Below are 14,625 nucleotides of genomic sequence, written 5' to 3' on the forward strand. Positions count from 1 at the left end.
TTACTGTTCAAGCGCTGCTGATAAGGAAGCAGGATCATTAATCGCCGTCGCCGCGAGGCTGTCGACGATTCGTTTGGTCAGCCCGGTCAATACTTTACCAGGCCCAACTTCCGCCAGGGCTGACACGCCCTGATCGGCTATATATTCGACGCACTCCGTCCAGCGGACCGGGTTATGCAGTTGACGCACCAGTGCGCTGCGAATAGCTTGCGGTGCAGATTCAGCCCGCACATCCACATTATTCACCACCGGAATCTGCGGTGCATCGAACGTCACCGCCTCCAGCGCTTGTGCCAGTTTATAGGCTGCGGGTTCCATCAGTGCACAGTGTGAAGGTACGCTGACCGGCAACGGTAAAGCACGTTTCGCACCCGCGGCTTTACAGGCAGCACCGGCACGTTCAACCGCTTCTTTATTACCGGCAATAACAACCTGCCCTGGCGAATTGAAGTTCACTGGCGAAACGACCTGACCTTGCGCCGCCTCGGCACAGGCAGTGGCAATCGCGTCATTATCGAGACCAATGATCGCGTACATTGCGCCCGTTCCTTCCGGTACCGCTTCCTGCATCAGTTTACCGCGCAGTTCAACCAGGCTCACGGCCTGTTTGAAATCCAGCACCCCAGCGCATACCAGCGCGGAGTATTCGCCCAGGCTATGACCAGCCATCAATGTCGGCTGTGCACCGCCCTGTTGCTGCCAGACACGCCAAAGTGCTACTGATGCTGTCAGCAACGCTGGCTGGGTCTGCCAGGTTTTATTCAGTTCTTCTGCCGGCCCTTGTTGGGAAAGCTGCCACAGGTCATATCCCAGTACAGAGGAAGCCTCGTCAAACGTTTCTTTGATAAGCGGAAACTGTTCAGCCAACTCTGCCAGCATCCCCACAGACTGGGAGCCCTGACCGGGAAATACCATTGCAAATTTCGTCATAGTAATAGGTCCTGATTAATCAAAAACGGATCAGCGCTGAACCCCAGGTGAAACCACCACCGAATGCTTCTAAGAGAATCAACTGACCGCGCTGGATACGACCATCGCGAACCGCTTCATCAAGCGCTGAAGGCACGGAAGCCGCGGACGTGTTGCCATGGCGATCGAGCGTTACCACCACTTTATCCATGCCCATACCTAATTTTTTGGCGGTAGCGCTTATAATGCGCAGGTTTGCCTGATGGGGAACCAGCCAGTCGATTTTGCTCTTATCAAGGCCAGAGACATCCAATGTTTCTTCAACAATATGGGCCAGTTCCGTTACAGCGACTTTAAATACTTCGTTACCCGCCATCGTCAGATAGGCCGGCTCAGGCGTTTGCCGATCGGTATAAGGCAAGGCCAGAAGCTCACCATAACGGCCGTCAGCGTGCAGATGTGTGGACAGAATGCCTGCTTCTTGCGAGCGTCCCAGCACTACCGCGCCCGCCGCATCGCCGAAGAGAATCAGCGTACCGCGATCAGCCGGATCAAGCGTTCTGGACAACGCATCAGACCCGATGACCAATGCATAGTCCACCGCACCACTTTTGACATACTGATCTGCGACACTTAACGCATAGGTAAACCCGGCACAGGCGGCAGCGAGATCAAAAGCGATCGTATCTTTAATTCCCAGCATGTGCTGGATTTGGCAGGCCGAGCTGGGGAACGCATGGCTGGACGACGTCGTCGCTACGATAAGCAAACCGACCCGACTCTGGTCGATACCCGCCATATCCAGTGCGTTCTGTGCCGCACGATACCCCATTGAGGCGACGCTTTCATCAGGCGCAGCAATACGGCGTTCACGGATACCGGTACGTGTAACGATCCACTCGTCTGACGTATCCACCATTTTTTCTAAATCAGCATTCGTCCTGATTTGTTCGGGCAAATAACTTCCCGTTCCGAGAATCTTTGTATACATGTACGCTCAGCCACTCTTGGGTAATACAGCTTTTAGTCGCGACGCAATCCGCTGTGGGAGTTGTCGCCGCACTGCCTGCATAGCCTGTTCGATCGCTACGGCAAACGCATTCTGGTTCGCAGCGCCGTGGCTCTTTATAACAATTCCACGTAATCCTAACAGACATGCGCCGTTATAGTGGTCAGGGTTCAGGTGTCCAAAACGCCTGGACAGACGTCGTTGCAAAAAGCGCCCTACAACTTTTAACCACCACGGCTGTGCTTGCCGACCCTCTCCCTCACCGGATGTCCCCTTCAGGAGAGACAAAAACATTCGCACGACACCTTCCATAGTTTTCAACGTGACGTTACCTACAAAGCCGTCACAGACCATCACGTCCGTTTTGCCAGTCAGTAATTCGTTGCCTTCCAGATAACCAATATAGTTAATCGAAGGCATAGCTTTCAGTTGCGCTGCGGCGTCACGGATACTGGCAAGCCCTTTGCTCTCTTCTTCACCGATATTCAGCAACGCGACGCGCGGGTTCTTCAATCCAAGGATTTCTTCCGCCATGACCGATCCCATCACGGCAAACTGCACCAGCATCGTGCTGTCGCAGTCAACATTTGCTCCCAAATCCAATACAACGCTCTTCCCGTGCTGCTGATGAGGCAACATCGTCATCAATGCTGGTCGCTCAATCCCCTCAATGGGTTTGATCAGTAACGTCGCCAATCCCATCAGCGCGCCGGTATTCCCTGCACTAACGCAGGCTTGCGCCCGCCCTTCCCGGATCAGCTCCAGGGCGATGCGCATAGAAGTCCCCCGACTGGCTCGAATAGCCTGGGATGGACGCGCATCACCCGCTATCACCGATTCGGCTGGCACAATTTCCAGACGGGAAGATAAAGGGGAATCGACATTGGCAAGTAATGGAGTAAGCGCAGAAGGATCGCCGACCAACAGTAAATGGAGGTCTGGATTAGAATCCAGTGCCTGCAATGCAGCAGGCACTGTAACGCAGGGACCGAAGTCCCCGCCCATTGCATCTAACGCCAAGGTTAGGCGCGTCAAAGTTTTTCCTTGCGAAATCGCAAGAATTACTTAGCAACAACCTTGCGACCGCGGTAGTAGCCATCCGCAGTGACGTGGTGACGCAGATGAGTTTCGCCGGAAACTTTATCTACGGATACAGCGGAAGTGGTCAGCGCATCGTGAGCACGACGCATACCACGCTTGGAACGGCTAGGTTTATTCTGTTGTACGGCCATGGACCTTACTCCTTAATTACTTACGCTTTAAACTGGCTAATACGGCAAATGGATTCGGTTTTTCCGCCTCAGCGGGCAATTGACCAAACACCATATCCGCTTCGGACACTTCACAGTGTTCAGAATCATGCACCGGCGCAATGGGTAAAGAGAGGATAAGTTCATCTTCAACCATCGCCAGCAAATCAACCTCACCGAACTCATTGACTTCGATAGGTTCATAAGCCTCCGGCAAGGCTTCAGCCTGTTCATCACTGATGACCGGGCTAAAACAGAACGTGGTGTGGACCTGATGTTCGAAAGTCTTGCCGCAGCGCTGACACAGCAACGTCACCGTTACATCAGCCTGTCCATCAATCACTGCCAGCCGCTGGCTGTCAATGTTGAATGACAGCGTCGCATTCACATCACTGTCCACACTAACCACTGATTCGGCAACACGCATCACCTGTTCAGCCGTATAGACACCAACATAATCTAAACGTTTTTGAGCAGTGCGAACCGCATCAAGGGTTAAGGGTAATTTTACCTTTTGCATAGGGCGCGCATATTAACGTCGTAACGACGGAGAGTCAAAGAAAAAGGTGGCGATGTCAGTGCTTTCACCCAAATTTACTTTCGCACACCTCAATTCGCTTCCAGAGCGACAAGCAGTTTAAAATGCATTCCCTGATTACGCTATGACCTGGTTGAAATTTATGTCCCGGATTGTACTCGCCTCTACATCCATTTATCGCAAGGCCCTGCTTGAAAAACTGGGGTTGACGTTTATCTGCGCCGCACCTGATTACGATGAAACACCAGATACCGGAGAAAGCGCCACCGAACTGGTTCGCCGACTGGCTATCGGCAAAGCAAAATCGCTCGCAGAACGCTACCCAGACAGCCTGATTATTGGCAGCGATCAGGTGTGTGTGGTAGGCAACACGATTACCGGAAAACCGCACACACCGGAAAACGCGATACGCCAGTTACAGCAAGCCAATGGGCAATGCATTACCTTTTATACCGGATTGGCAGTGTTCAACAGCGCGACGGCGCACCTGCAATCGGTCGTTGAGCCGTTTGACGTGTATTTTCGTGCACTCAGTGCACGGGAAATTGAACGCTACGTTGATATTGAGCAGCCGCTTGACTGTGCTGGCAGCTTTAAAAGCGAAGGACTTGGCATTACTTTGTTTGACCGGTTATCAGGACGCGACCCCAATACGCTTGTCGGCTTACCGCTCATTACGTTACTGGAGTTATTGCGCGTGGAAGGGGTTAATCCGTTACTGCAATGATGAGGGAGTGGTCTGGAGGCAGAGCGCGCACGCGCCCTGCCATGTCGGCAACGCGTGCGCAGTAGCACATGTTATTTCTGACTTTGCCGTTGTCGCAAAACCTGCAGACAGTGACGCAAGCCCGCATCGAGCGGAGCCTCAATACGTAACGTTTCACCGGTATGGGGATGCTCGAAACGCAATGCCTGTGCATGGAGAAACAGACGTTTTAGTCCGGTACCCACCAGTTGTGCGTCGAAATCACGATCACCGTAGCGATCATCAAACGCAATCGGATGACCGGCATGCTGAGTATGTACGCGAATCTGGTGGGTTCTGCCGGTTATCGGGCTGGCGCGTACCAGTGTGGCGCAATCGAATCGCTCTTCTACCTTAAACAACGTTTCCGATGGTTTACCTTCACTATTCACGCGCACGATGCGCTCACCGCTTTGCAGCACATTTTTCAGCAACGGTGCCTGCACAGACTTACAATGTGACTGCCATTGCCCGCGAACCAGTGCCAGATAATCCTTCTGCATGCCTTTAGCACGCAGTTGCTCATGCAGTGAACGCAACGCCGAACGCTTCTTGGCCACCAGCAACACCCCGGACGTATCGCGATCCAGACGATGTACCAGTTCCAGAAAGCGCGCTTCAGGACGCAGTGCTCTCAGTCCCTCGATCACCCCAAAGCTCAGCCCGCTGCCACCATGCACCGCTGTCCCTGACGGTTTATTCAGCAACAACAGGTAGTCATCCTCATAAAGGATGCAGTTTGCCAACGCGGAGACTTTATCAAGGCTGGCGGAAACTGCTGCCTCTTCACGCTCTGACTGGCGCACCGGAGGAATGCGAATCTCATCACCATCCAGCAATTTGTATTCTGGCTTCACGCGCTTTTTATTTACCCGCACCTCGCCTTTACGCAAGATGCGATAAATCATGCTTTTCGGTACGCCTTTAAGTTGCGTACGCAAAAAATTGTCGATCCGCTGGCCTGCTTCTTCGGCGGAGATCGTCAGAAATTGTACGGTTGGATTCTCTGTTTTCATGGAGGCGGATTCTAAAGAGCACACACCGATAGCGCCACATCTTTTTCTATGGTTAACTGTCAGTCTGGCTTATGAAGATATTGTTACTGTCCATGGCCCGACTGGTTTCAGCATCAACAGGTATCAGTTTGGTTAAAAGCAGCACAATAAACTTTATATTGACAGGCAAAGTCACCTTGCTATCGACGTGTCAGCAATGGAATAATGCTTTGGCTTTCCGTGCTGATTTCCGGTAAAACAAGGGAAATTGCGGAATTATTATATTTGTCTGATTGCTCATAAACGCAGCAATGGCGTAAGACGTATTGAATAATCAGGCAGTTAGCGAGCTGTGGTTTGCAGCTTGGCCGGTATATGGAATCAGATCTGGCAACCTATTTTCAGAAGCTGTTCCCGCAGTAAACGTGCTGTATTCCATCAGGAAATACAGGCTACCGAAACATGCGCCTCTATGCAGGCGACAACCGTGAGGTTGACGCCCCTGCGATAAGACACGAGGCCATCGGTCCCCTCCGGTCATGCACCGCGTTCATCCGCAGCTCTATCAATAATGCAAGTAAAAATAACGAGTTAAGTACGATGAAAAGAATGTTAATTAACGCAACTCAGCAGGAAGAGTTGCGTGTTGCCTTGGTTGATGGTCAGCGGCTCTACGATCTGGATATTGAAAGCCCTGGACACGAACAGAAAAAGGCGAACATTTACAAAGGCAAAATCACCCGCATTGAACCCAGCCTTGAAGCCGCTTTTGTTGATTATGGTGCAGAGCGACATGGCTTCCTTCCCCTCAAAGAAATCGCACGCGAATACTTCCCTAGCAATTACAACTCTCACGGTCGGCCGAATATCAAAGACGTGCTCCGTGAAGGCCAGGAAGTTATCGTTCAGGTGGACAAAGAAGAGCGCGGCAACAAAGGGGCTGCCTTAACGACGTTCATCAGTCTGGCCGGCAGCTATCTGGTGCTGATGCCAAATAACCCCCGCGCTGGCGGCATTTCCCGCCGTATTGAGGGGGATGACCGTACCGAATTGAAAGAAGCGCTTGGCTCACTGGAGCTGCCGGATGGTATGGGCCTTATCGTCCGTACTGCCGGGGTGGGTAAATCCGCCGACGCATTACAGTGGGACCTGGCGTTTCGTCTGAAACACTGGGAGGCCATCAAAAAAGCCGCAGAAGGCCGCTCAGCCCCATTCCTGATTCATCAGGAAAGCAATGTGATTGTCCGCGCGTTTCGTGATTACCTGCGCCCGGATATCGGTGAAATCCTGATCGATAACCCCAAAATTCTGGAATTGGCCAAAGAGCATATCGCTGCGCTGGGCCGCCCGGATTTCAGCAGTAAAATAAAGCTGTATACCGGTGAAATTCCGCTGTTCAGCCATTATCAAATTGAGTCGCAAATTGAGTCCGCCTTCCAGCGTGAAGTGCGTCTGCCATCCGGCGGCTCTATCGTCATCGATACCACCGAGGCGTTGACCGCTATCGATATCAACTCCGCCCGTGCAACACGCGGCGGCGATATTGAAGAGACCGCGTTTAACACCAACCTGGAAGCCGCCGATGAAATTGCCCGTCAGTTACGTTTGCGTGACCTGGGTGGTTTGATCGTTATTGACTTCATCGACATGACGCCGGTTCGCCATCAACGCGAAGTGGAAAACCGCCTGCGTGAAGCCGTCCGCCAGGACCGTGCCCGTATTCAGATTGGCCGCATTTCCCGCTTTGGTTTGCTGGAGATGTCTCGTCAGCGTCTGAGTCCTTCACTGGGTGAATCCAGCCATCATGTCTGCCCTCGCTGTAATGGCACCGGTACAATTCGTGACAACGAATCGCTGTCGCTGTCTATCCTGCGATTGATTGAAGAAGAGGCGCTGAAAGAAAACACCAAAGAGGTGCATGCGATTGTACCGGTGCCTATCGCGTCTTATCTGCTCAACGAAAAACGTGAAGCCGTCAACGCGATTGAAAAACGTCAGGGCGGTGTACGCGCCATTATCGTCCCGCACGACGGTATGGAAACGCCGCACTACGCCGTATTGCGTATCCGTAAAGGTGAGGAAAAACAGACTCTAAGCTATATGTTGCCTCAGTTGCTGGAAGCTGAAGCCCAGCAGGCAACGGAAGAACAGGTTTCTGAGCGCCGGGCCCCGGAGCAACCGGCTCTGGCCTCCTTCACCATGACGGACATTTCACCAGAGGAAGCCCAACCCGTTCCCGTCACCCCGCCCCCGAGCGTGGAAAAACCGGCCGCTTCCGAGCGCGGGTTATTTGGTCGATTTATTGGTGCGCTGAAAGGGATGTTCTCCTCTTCTGACGCCGTTAAAGATAAACCGGCTGAAGCAGCGAAAACCGAGTCTGATGAGCAGGAGCAGAAGCAGGATCGTCGGAACAATCGCCGTCAGTCCGGTCGACGTGATCGTCCCCGTGATAATCGCGAACCGCGTGAGCGCGATGAGCAACGCCGTAACAAACGTCCACAGCAACAAAATGCCGACGTCGATACTACCGCGGTAGCAGAGACATCCGTGCAGGATAAGGCGGTACGTGATGAACAACGCCGCGAACAACGCGCTGAACGCCAACGTCGCCGTCAGGAAGAAAAACGCCAGGCGCAGAATGACGTTAAAGAGCTGAATGCGGCTGCCGTTGAAGCAGAAGATACCGTTGCTGCCGAACAGGAAAAACCGGTACAAGTGATGGCGCGTCGTCAACGCCGTCAGTTACCCCAAAAAGTAAGGGTGGACGATGGCAGCGCGACTGGAGAGTCAGCGGTAGCGAATGTTGACGCGTTACCTCTGGCGATATCCTACGTGCAGGAATCACCGCTAGAGAAAGCGCCGGAATCCGCCACCTCTGCCGCCGACATTACCGATACAGAAAACGAGGTAGCAGCCGAAAGTAACCGTGAAAACAGCCTGCCGCGTCGTTCTCGCCGCTCACCTCGTCATTTGCGCGTCAGTGGTCAGCGTCGTCGTCGTTACCGCGATGAGCGTTACCCTGCACAGTCGCCGATGCCGCTGGCACAAGCGTCGGCCTCACCGGAAATGGCTTCAGGTAAAGTCTGGGTTCGTTATCCGGTTGCGCAGTCACAGCAACCAGAGCGTGTAGAAGAGCTGAATATGCCGGCCAATGAGCAACTGTCTGCAGCACCGGCACTGGCCACTGCCCTAACCGCGTTACCCGATGTCACGACACCGGATATCACTGCGCAGGACGTCACAACTGCTCTGGATTCAGCCCCTGCCAGCGCCTCAGTCGAGGAGAATCCGACCGCAGTGCCGGTCCTCGCATCAACACAGCAGGATGAAGCCTTAGCCGCACAAGCTACTCAAATCGTCGAAAGCACTGTACAGCAGGCAGCTACAGCGCCTCTGGAAGTACAAGAGCCGACACCGCAAGTTGAGGAGCCGGTTGCGCCTGTTGTAGAGCACGTTGAAGTCGTAGCGCACATTGAAGTAGAGCACGTTGAAGAAACACCAGCTGCCGTCGTTGCCGATAACGCCACGACTGCCAGCGCTGATGAATCCGTGGATGCTCAACCTGCCGAACCAGCGCCGGTGATTCATGCTGCTGTAGACGTGATACCAGTTCCTGTGGCTCAGGAACCGGTGTCTGCATTAGCACCCGTTAATACCACCGTGGCGGCACAGCCTCACCAGCATTACGCCACTGCACCGATGACACGTGCACCAGCACCGGTTTATATTCCGGATGCGCCGCGTGTCAGCAACTGGCAACGCCCGGTGTTTGAGTTCACAGGCAAAGGCTCTGCTGGCGGTCACTCTGCCGTTAATCAGGCCAGTGCCCCGGCAACTCGTCCTGTGGAATAAAGAGTCTTGTGGACTCAATAGAAAAAAGCACCTTGCTAACGCAGGTGCTTATTCTGATTCGATGCCCGTCTGTATGACGGGCATTTTTTTATGCTACTGGCTGCAATAATTTAATATCCATGCGCTCTACCTTGCCCTCCAGCTGAGTGACAAGCGCCTGAAAGTGTGCAGTCAGCTCATGTTCACTGATGGCCTGCTGACTCTTCCAGCGCTCAAAAAATACAAACGAGCCGCTTTTGTTCAACTCTTCATGCAATTCATACTGCAAATTGCCCTCTTCCTGACGGCTCGGTGCAACGACCTGGCGAACCGCAGCGGCAACCTCATTGATAAATTCCGGCTTGGCCTGAACACTGGCAACGATACGAATTTCCATCACAATACTCCATTGATATAGCAACAGATTGAATATTCACCCATAAAACGCCAATAACAAGCTAATTTCAACCTTTTCACAACGAACGGATGCATTCGCTGCGCTTTCCGCTTATGCTTATTCCCCGCCGTATTTCCCCCTGCTTCAGGGGCGTTATTTACTGATCGCGGAGCGTTTCATGACCCCTTTGCCGACTATTCTGAAGATTCGTCGCCCTGACGACTGGCACCTTCATCTGCGTGATGACGAGATGCTCAAAGCCGTGCTGCCTTACACCAGCCGCCTGTTCGCCCGAGCTATCGTCATGCCGAATCTGACACCACCCATTACCAGTGTGGCCCAGGCAGAGGCGTACCGGCAACGGATCCTGTCTGCCGTACCGGCTGGCGACACCTTCCAGCCGCTGATGACCTGCTATCTGACAGAATCACTGGATAAAAACGAAATTATCTCCGGCTACCAGCAAGGCGTTTTTACTGCCGCCAAACTGTACCCAGCCCATGCGACCACGAACTCCAGCCATGGTGTCTCAGATATCAAAACTATCTACCCAATACTGGAGTCGATGCAGAAACTGGGCATGCCGCTGTTGGTTCATGGTGAAGTCACCGATCCACAAGTCGATATTTTCGATCGCGAAGCTCGCTTTATCGAGCAAATCATGGAGCCGCTGCGTAAGCAATTTCCAGAACTAAAGGTGGTATTTGAGCATATCACCACCCGCGAAGCCGCTCAGTATGTGCAAGCGGCCGATCGCTTCGTTGCCGCGACTATTACCCCGCAGCATCTGATGTTTAACCGTAACCATATGCTGGTCGGCGGTATTCGCCCACATTTGTACTGCCTGCCAATCCTTAAACGTAACATTCACCAGCAGGCTCTACGCGAAGCCGTTGCCTCAGGTAGTGAGAAATTTTTCCTTGGCACAGACTCAGCCCCCCACGCGAAACACCGCAAAGAGTCATCCTGCGGCTGTGCTGGTGTATTCAACGCCCAGGCTTCATTAAGCGCTTACGCCACCGTCTTTGAAGAACTGAACGCCCTGGATAAACTGGAAGCATTCTGCTCACTGAATGGCCCACGTTTTTATGGATTGCCGGTCAACGAAGAGACGCTGGAATTACGCCGCCAGCCGGTGCAATTCCCCGAAGAAATCGTGACAGGTGAAGAATGCATTATTCCATTCCTCGCCGGACAGAGCCTGAACTGGTCTGTCGCCTGATAGTGGTTGACGCGCGGCCATGTAATAAAGGACGCGCGCTCTACATTTTGTCTATGTTGTTATTTTTATCCATGTTGTTGCCTTTTCCTCTTTACTGTATAAAATTACAGTAAAGAGGAGGCAACCATGCGTATTGAACTGACTATTGCAAAAACCACCCTACTGCCTACTGGCGCACTTGAAGCATTAACCCATGAGTTGAGCCATCGGGTTCATGACATTTACCCGGATACCCCAGTGAGCATTCGTTATGCCGCCTCGAATAACCTGAGCGTTTTGGGCGGCAGTAAAGACGACAGAGAGAAAATATCGGAAATCCTGCAAGAGACTTGGGAAAGCGCTGACGACTGGTTTGTTCAAAGCGAGTAATCTCCTTTTTCTATCCGCACCGGTTACCCAATGGTCAGACATCTCGTCTGACCTTTTCGTTTCTTCGGTAAGATGTCGTACTACCTCGCCGTCTTACATTAACGCACTGTACTATTTTCGTTCAAATCACAGCGCTCATTTTGCTGGATAATTAATCGAAACATCCACTTGAGTTTTTTTTACATTTAATTTCCATAAATGAATCCGACAGAGATATACTGATATTGCTCAGGTACAAGAGCCGTCTTAAACCTCGTTTAGTCACTCACGGTAGTAACTAGTTAATAAGGGGTATTTATGGACAGAAAAAATGAGATCATTCAAACGCACCCGCTTGTGGGTTGGGATATCAGTACCGTTGACAGTTATGACGCGATGATGATCCGTCTGCATTACCTCGCTACGGCAGACCAGGCGCCGGACGAAGCCCAGGTTGATCGCACATTATGGTTGACCACCGATGTGGCAAAACAGCTTATCTCTATCCTTGAGGCTGGCATTGCCAAAATTGAATCAAAAGACTGTCAACTGACCGACTATCTTAAGCATTAACGCTTTTTATATTTCCTCATTCACCGTTATTACTCACCATCCGGACACCGCTCCCTGAGCGGTGTCCTACCGTTATTACCCTCACTACAATGATTCACATTTTGATTTCTTCTTTAAAAGAGGAATCGAAATAAAAAAATCAACAAACTACTTTAAGATAAATCCGATTTTTTATTAAAATAAAAATCAAAAATAAAAAATAACAAACCCTACTAAAACAACTCATTCGAATAAAAATGCGAGCACACATTCAAAACCACTGACATATAATTTAACTGGCTTAGATATGCCATTTTTATATTGATTTTACGATTCCGTATAGTTATGTTTCTGCAACAGTTGTCTGTAAAGGATAAGGATTTCAATAATGGTTTGGCGTAATACATCAACCCGATATGGGCATATCAGTGTACTCTTGCACTGGGCCAGCGCCATAACAGTGTATGGCTTGTTTGCCTTAGGACTGTGGATGGTCACACTGGGATATTACAGCCCCTGGTATCACAATGCCCCGGAAATACACAAGGGGATAGGCATACTGCTGTTTTTAACCCTGCTTTTTCGCGTTATATGGCGCTGGCTTTCTCCACCGCCCCCGCCGTTATCAAGTTATTCAACATTAACTCGCATCGGCGCTACAGCAGCGCATGTTTTCCTGTATTTATTGTTATTTAGCATTCTTATTAGTGGCTATCTGATTTCCACGGCTGAAGGCCAGGCCATTTCTGTTTTTGGCTGGTTCTCCGTGCCTGCAACGTTAAGTGGCATTCAAAACCAGGCGGATAGCGCCGGAAAGATTCATTTATATCTGGCCTGGTCGGTTGTCATTTTATCGGTTTTACATGCACTGGCGGCGCTAAAACATCATTTTATTGATCGTGATGTAACGTTAAAACGCATGTCTGGTCGACATGTTGATTAATTCATTTGGGAATTTAAGGAAAAATAGCAATGCTGAAAAAAACGCTTCTGTTGGGTGTCACCCTGGCGTCTCTGTTCTCCTGGACCAGCTCGGCCTCTGCCGCTGATTATCAAATTGACAAGAAAGAACAACATGCGTTTATTCAATTCCGGATTCAACATCTGGGATATAGCTGGATTTACGGTTCATTCAAAGACTTCAACGGGACATTTACGTTCGACGAAAATAACCCCGCCGCGGATAAAGTGAATGTTACTGTTAATACCAACAGTGTGGATACCAATCAGGCAGAACGCGACAAGCACATTCGTAGTGCTGAATTGTTAAATGCCGACAAATACCCTCAGTCAACATTTACCTCAACCAGCGTTCAGAAAGACGGGGATGTATTAAAAATCACCGGTAATTTGACATTACACGGTGTCACCAAACCCTTAACGCTGGACGCCAAACTGATGGGCAAAGGTGATGACCCATGGGGCGGGTATCGTGCTGGTTTTGAGGCGAAAGGTAAACTGGCATTAAAAGATTTCAATATCACAACTGATCTCGGCCCAGCGTCTCAGGAAGTAGAACTGATTATCTCTCTCGAAGGTGTTCGTCAGAAATAATCGCTAACGCAGGGCTCTTACGAGCCCTGCGCCTATTTTCGATCTGATTATTTGTCTTTTCCGGGCTCTTTTTCCGGTGCTGGGATCCCCAATGTGGTGTTCAGCAACCCTTTCGATTTGTTAAAAACCTTCATGCTGATTTCACGATCCTTGCGGCGCAGACGTTGCTCTTCAAGCGGCAGCTGTGTTTCTTCCTGACACGCGCTGCTACAGCAACCCACATATTTTTCTGCGCATGTCGGGCATTGGATGAACAACAAATGGCATCCCTGATTTTTGCAATTGACGTGGGTATCACAAGGCTCCCCACATTGATGGCAATGCGCAATCACATCATCGGATACCCGCTCCCCCATCCGTTCGTCAAACACGAAATTCTTGCCGATAAATTTCAGCGGCAGCCCGCGGGATTTAGCCTGACGGACATACTCAATAATACCGCCCTCAACATGGTAAACATTCCTGAAACCATGATGAAGCATATAGGCACTGGCTTTTTCGCAGCGAATCCCGCCGGTGCAATACATCACAATATTCTTGTCACGTGCGTTTGCCAGCATGTCGACAGCCATCGGCAATTGCTCACGAAATGTATCGGAAGGCACTTCGAGCGCGTTTTCAAAATGACCAACCTCATATTCGTAATGATTACGCATATCCACGAACAAGGTGCCGGGATCATCGGCCATCCGGTTAACCTCTTCCGCCTTGAGATACTGCCCTACCCGTGTTGGGTCGAAACTGGCATCGTCAATCCCATCGGCCACAATGCGATCCCGCACTTTCATCCGTAATACCCAAAATGACTTGCCGTCATCTTCCAGTGCAATATTCAAACGAACGCCGTTGAGTGCTGGATGCGCGCTATACAACGCGGTACGGAAATCCTCAAATCGACTGGCGGGGACGCTTATCTGCGCATTGATCCCCTCACGGGCGATATAAACGCGACCGAAGACCCGAGCCTTATCAAACGCAATATACAGTGCGTCACGAAAGGCCTGTGGTTCATCCAACTGAAAATATTTGTAAAAGGACACTGTCGTTCGCGGCTCGGCTTCAGCGAGCATACGTGCTTTCAGTTCCTCATTGGAAACACGGTTATGTAACACTGGCATGGTGTACTGTCCTGTTTTTAGAGGTGAATGGCGTTAAGATGATATGAACGCGATGTTGCGTAACCAATAAATTCCCGTCGCATCATACAGGAGGGATAGCATGCTGTCAGTGAATGACGGGGATATCGGAATGTGAAATCAGGATTTCAGCCACACT

At 51.0% G+C, this 14,625-nt stretch carries 15 protein-coding genes; 7 read left to right on the forward strand and 8 right to left on the reverse strand.

Going from position 1 to position 14,625, the window contains the following annotated elements:
- Genes fabD through yceD form a run of 5 tightly spaced genes read right to left on the reverse strand, consistent with a single transcriptional unit; the run spans position 1 to position 3,688 of the window.
- A complete protein-coding gene (gene fabD / locus FAZ14_RS02000; RefSeq protein ID WP_016940847.1) occupies positions 1-930 on the reverse strand; it encodes an ACP S-malonyltransferase in 930 nt (309 codons plus the stop codon).
- A 19-nt stretch (positions 931-949) separates the two neighbouring features.
- The gene (locus tag FAZ14_RS02005) at positions 950-1,900 is read right to left on the reverse strand and encodes a beta-ketoacyl-ACP synthase III (protein WP_016940848.1); all 951 of its coding nucleotides are present in this window, start codon (positions 1,898-1,900) and stop codon (positions 950-952) included.
- Positions 1,901-1,906: 6 nt separating this feature from the next.
- Complete coding sequence (gene plsX / locus FAZ14_RS02010; RefSeq protein WP_016940849.1) at positions 1,907-2,953, reverse strand: phosphate acyltransferase PlsX; 1,047 nt, start codon at positions 2,951-2,953, stop codon at positions 1,907-1,909.
- A gap of 26 nt (positions 2,954-2,979) precedes the next feature.
- Positions 2,980-3,150: a 50S ribosomal protein L32 gene (gene rpmF, locus FAZ14_RS02015; protein WP_012769343.1), complete on the reverse strand. Its 171-nt coding sequence runs from the start codon at positions 3,148-3,150 to the stop codon at positions 2,980-2,982.
- 16 nt (positions 3,151-3,166) lie between these two features.
- Positions 3,167-3,688, reverse strand: a complete 522-nt coding sequence (gene yceD, locus FAZ14_RS02020) for a 23S rRNA accumulation protein YceD (RefSeq protein WP_016940850.1) — start codon at positions 3,686-3,688, stop codon at positions 3,167-3,169.
- A gap of 142 nt (positions 3,689-3,830) precedes the next feature.
- On the opposite strand from yceD, the gene FAZ14_RS02025 reads away from it, so the two are divergent.
- Positions 3,831-4,433, forward strand: a complete 603-nt coding sequence (locus FAZ14_RS02025; RefSeq protein ID WP_016940851.1) for a Maf family protein — start codon at positions 3,831-3,833, stop codon at positions 4,431-4,433.
- A gap of 71 nt (positions 4,434-4,504) precedes the next feature.
- Here the strand turns inward: FAZ14_RS02025 and rluC are convergent, their stop codons facing one another.
- Entirely contained in the window at positions 4,505-5,467 is a 963-nt protein-coding gene (gene rluC, locus FAZ14_RS02030; protein WP_016940852.1) for a 23S rRNA pseudouridine(955/2504/2580) synthase RluC, read from the reverse strand.
- A 579-nt stretch (positions 5,468-6,046) separates the two neighbouring features.
- On the opposite strand from rluC, the gene rne reads away from it, so the two are divergent.
- Positions 6,047-9,298, forward strand: a complete 3,252-nt coding sequence (rne, locus tag FAZ14_RS02035) for a ribonuclease E (RefSeq protein ID WP_153507970.1) — start codon at positions 6,047-6,049, stop codon at positions 9,296-9,298.
- Positions 9,299-9,386: 88 nt separating this feature from the next.
- Here the strand turns inward: rne and FAZ14_RS02040 are convergent, their stop codons facing one another.
- Positions 9,387-9,674 carry a putative quinol monooxygenase gene (locus tag FAZ14_RS02040; RefSeq protein WP_029456281.1) on the reverse strand — a complete coding sequence of 96 codons (288 nt, stop codon included), beginning with the start codon at positions 9,672-9,674 and terminating at the stop codon, positions 9,387-9,389.
- Between the two features lie 178 nt (positions 9,675-9,852).
- On the opposite strand from FAZ14_RS02040, the gene pyrC reads away from it, so the two are divergent.
- The 5 genes from pyrC to FAZ14_RS02065 all read left to right on the forward strand — a co-directional run bounded on the left by pyrC (position 9,853) and on the right by FAZ14_RS02065 (position 13,350).
- Positions 9,853-10,896: a dihydroorotase gene (pyrC, locus tag FAZ14_RS02045; RefSeq protein WP_016940854.1), complete on the forward strand. Its 1,044-nt coding sequence runs from the start codon at positions 9,853-9,855 to the stop codon at positions 10,894-10,896.
- Positions 10,897-11,022: 126 nt separating this feature from the next.
- Entirely contained in the window at positions 11,023-11,265 is a 243-nt protein-coding gene (gene dinI / locus FAZ14_RS02050) for a DNA damage-inducible protein I (protein WP_016940855.1), read from the forward strand.
- Positions 11,266-11,562: 297 nt separating this feature from the next.
- Positions 11,563-11,817 carry a biofilm formation regulator BssS gene (bssS, locus tag FAZ14_RS02055; protein ID WP_016940856.1) on the forward strand — a complete coding sequence of 85 codons (255 nt, stop codon included), beginning with the start codon at positions 11,563-11,565 and terminating at the stop codon, positions 11,815-11,817.
- Between the two features lie 367 nt (positions 11,818-12,184).
- On the forward strand, positions 12,185-12,739 hold the full coding sequence (locus tag FAZ14_RS02060) for a cytochrome b (RefSeq protein WP_016940857.1): 555 nt from the start codon (positions 12,185-12,187) through the stop codon (positions 12,737-12,739).
- 29 nt (positions 12,740-12,768) lie between these two features.
- Complete coding sequence (locus FAZ14_RS02065) at positions 12,769-13,350, forward strand: YceI family protein (RefSeq protein WP_016940858.1); 582 nt, start codon at positions 12,769-12,771, stop codon at positions 13,348-13,350.
- A 47-nt stretch (positions 13,351-13,397) separates the two neighbouring features.
- Here the strand turns inward: FAZ14_RS02065 and trhO are convergent, their stop codons facing one another.
- Positions 13,398-14,468: an oxygen-dependent tRNA uridine(34) hydroxylase TrhO gene (gene trhO / locus FAZ14_RS02070; protein WP_153507971.1), complete on the reverse strand. Its 1,071-nt coding sequence runs from the start codon at positions 14,466-14,468 to the stop codon at positions 13,398-13,400.
- Positions 14,469-14,625: the final 157 nt, after the last annotated feature.

The organism is Dickeya oryzae (assembly GCF_009372235.1).
Taxonomy (GTDB): domain Bacteria; phylum Pseudomonadota; class Gammaproteobacteria; order Enterobacterales; family Enterobacteriaceae; genus Dickeya; species Dickeya oryzae.

Excerpts from the sequence above, each read along its gene's own strand:
- fabD (WP_016940847.1), bottom strand. The coding sequence starts at position 930 with ATGACGAAATTTGCAATGGTATTTCCCGGTCAGGGCTCCCAGTCTGTG.
- FAZ14_RS02005 (WP_016940848.1), bottom strand. The coding sequence starts at position 1,900 with ATGTATACAAAGATTCTCGGAACGGGAAGTTATTTGCCCGAACAAATC.
- rpmF (WP_012769343.1), bottom strand. The coding sequence starts at position 3,150 with ATGGCCGTACAACAGAATAAACCTAGCCGTTCCAAGCGTGGTATGCGT.
- yceD (WP_016940850.1), bottom strand. The coding sequence starts at position 3,688 with ATGCAAAAGGTAAAATTACCCTTAACCCTTGATGCGGTTCGCACTGCT.
- FAZ14_RS02025 (WP_016940851.1), top strand. The coding sequence starts at position 3,831 with ATGACCTGGTTGAAATTTATGTCCCGGATTGTACTCGCCTCTACATCC.
- rluC (WP_016940852.1), bottom strand. The coding sequence starts at position 5,467 with ATGAAAACAGAGAATCCAACCGTACAATTTCTGACGATCTCCGCCGAA.
- rne (WP_153507970.1), top strand. The coding sequence starts at position 6,047 with ATGAAAAGAATGTTAATTAACGCAACTCAGCAGGAAGAGTTGCGTGTT.
- FAZ14_RS02040 (WP_029456281.1), bottom strand. The coding sequence starts at position 9,674 with ATGGAAATTCGTATCGTTGCCAGTGTTCAGGCCAAGCCGGAATTTATC.
- pyrC (WP_016940854.1), top strand. The coding sequence starts at position 9,853 with ATGACCCCTTTGCCGACTATTCTGAAGATTCGTCGCCCTGACGACTGG.
- dinI (WP_016940855.1), top strand. The coding sequence starts at position 11,023 with ATGCGTATTGAACTGACTATTGCAAAAACCACCCTACTGCCTACTGGC.
- bssS (WP_016940856.1), top strand. The coding sequence starts at position 11,563 with ATGGACAGAAAAAATGAGATCATTCAAACGCACCCGCTTGTGGGTTGG.
- FAZ14_RS02060 (WP_016940857.1), top strand. The coding sequence starts at position 12,185 with ATGGTTTGGCGTAATACATCAACCCGATATGGGCATATCAGTGTACTC.
- FAZ14_RS02065 (WP_016940858.1), top strand. The coding sequence starts at position 12,769 with ATGCTGAAAAAAACGCTTCTGTTGGGTGTCACCCTGGCGTCTCTGTTC.
- trhO (WP_153507971.1), bottom strand. The coding sequence starts at position 14,468 with ATGCCAGTGTTACATAACCGTGTTTCCAATGAGGAACTGAAAGCACGT.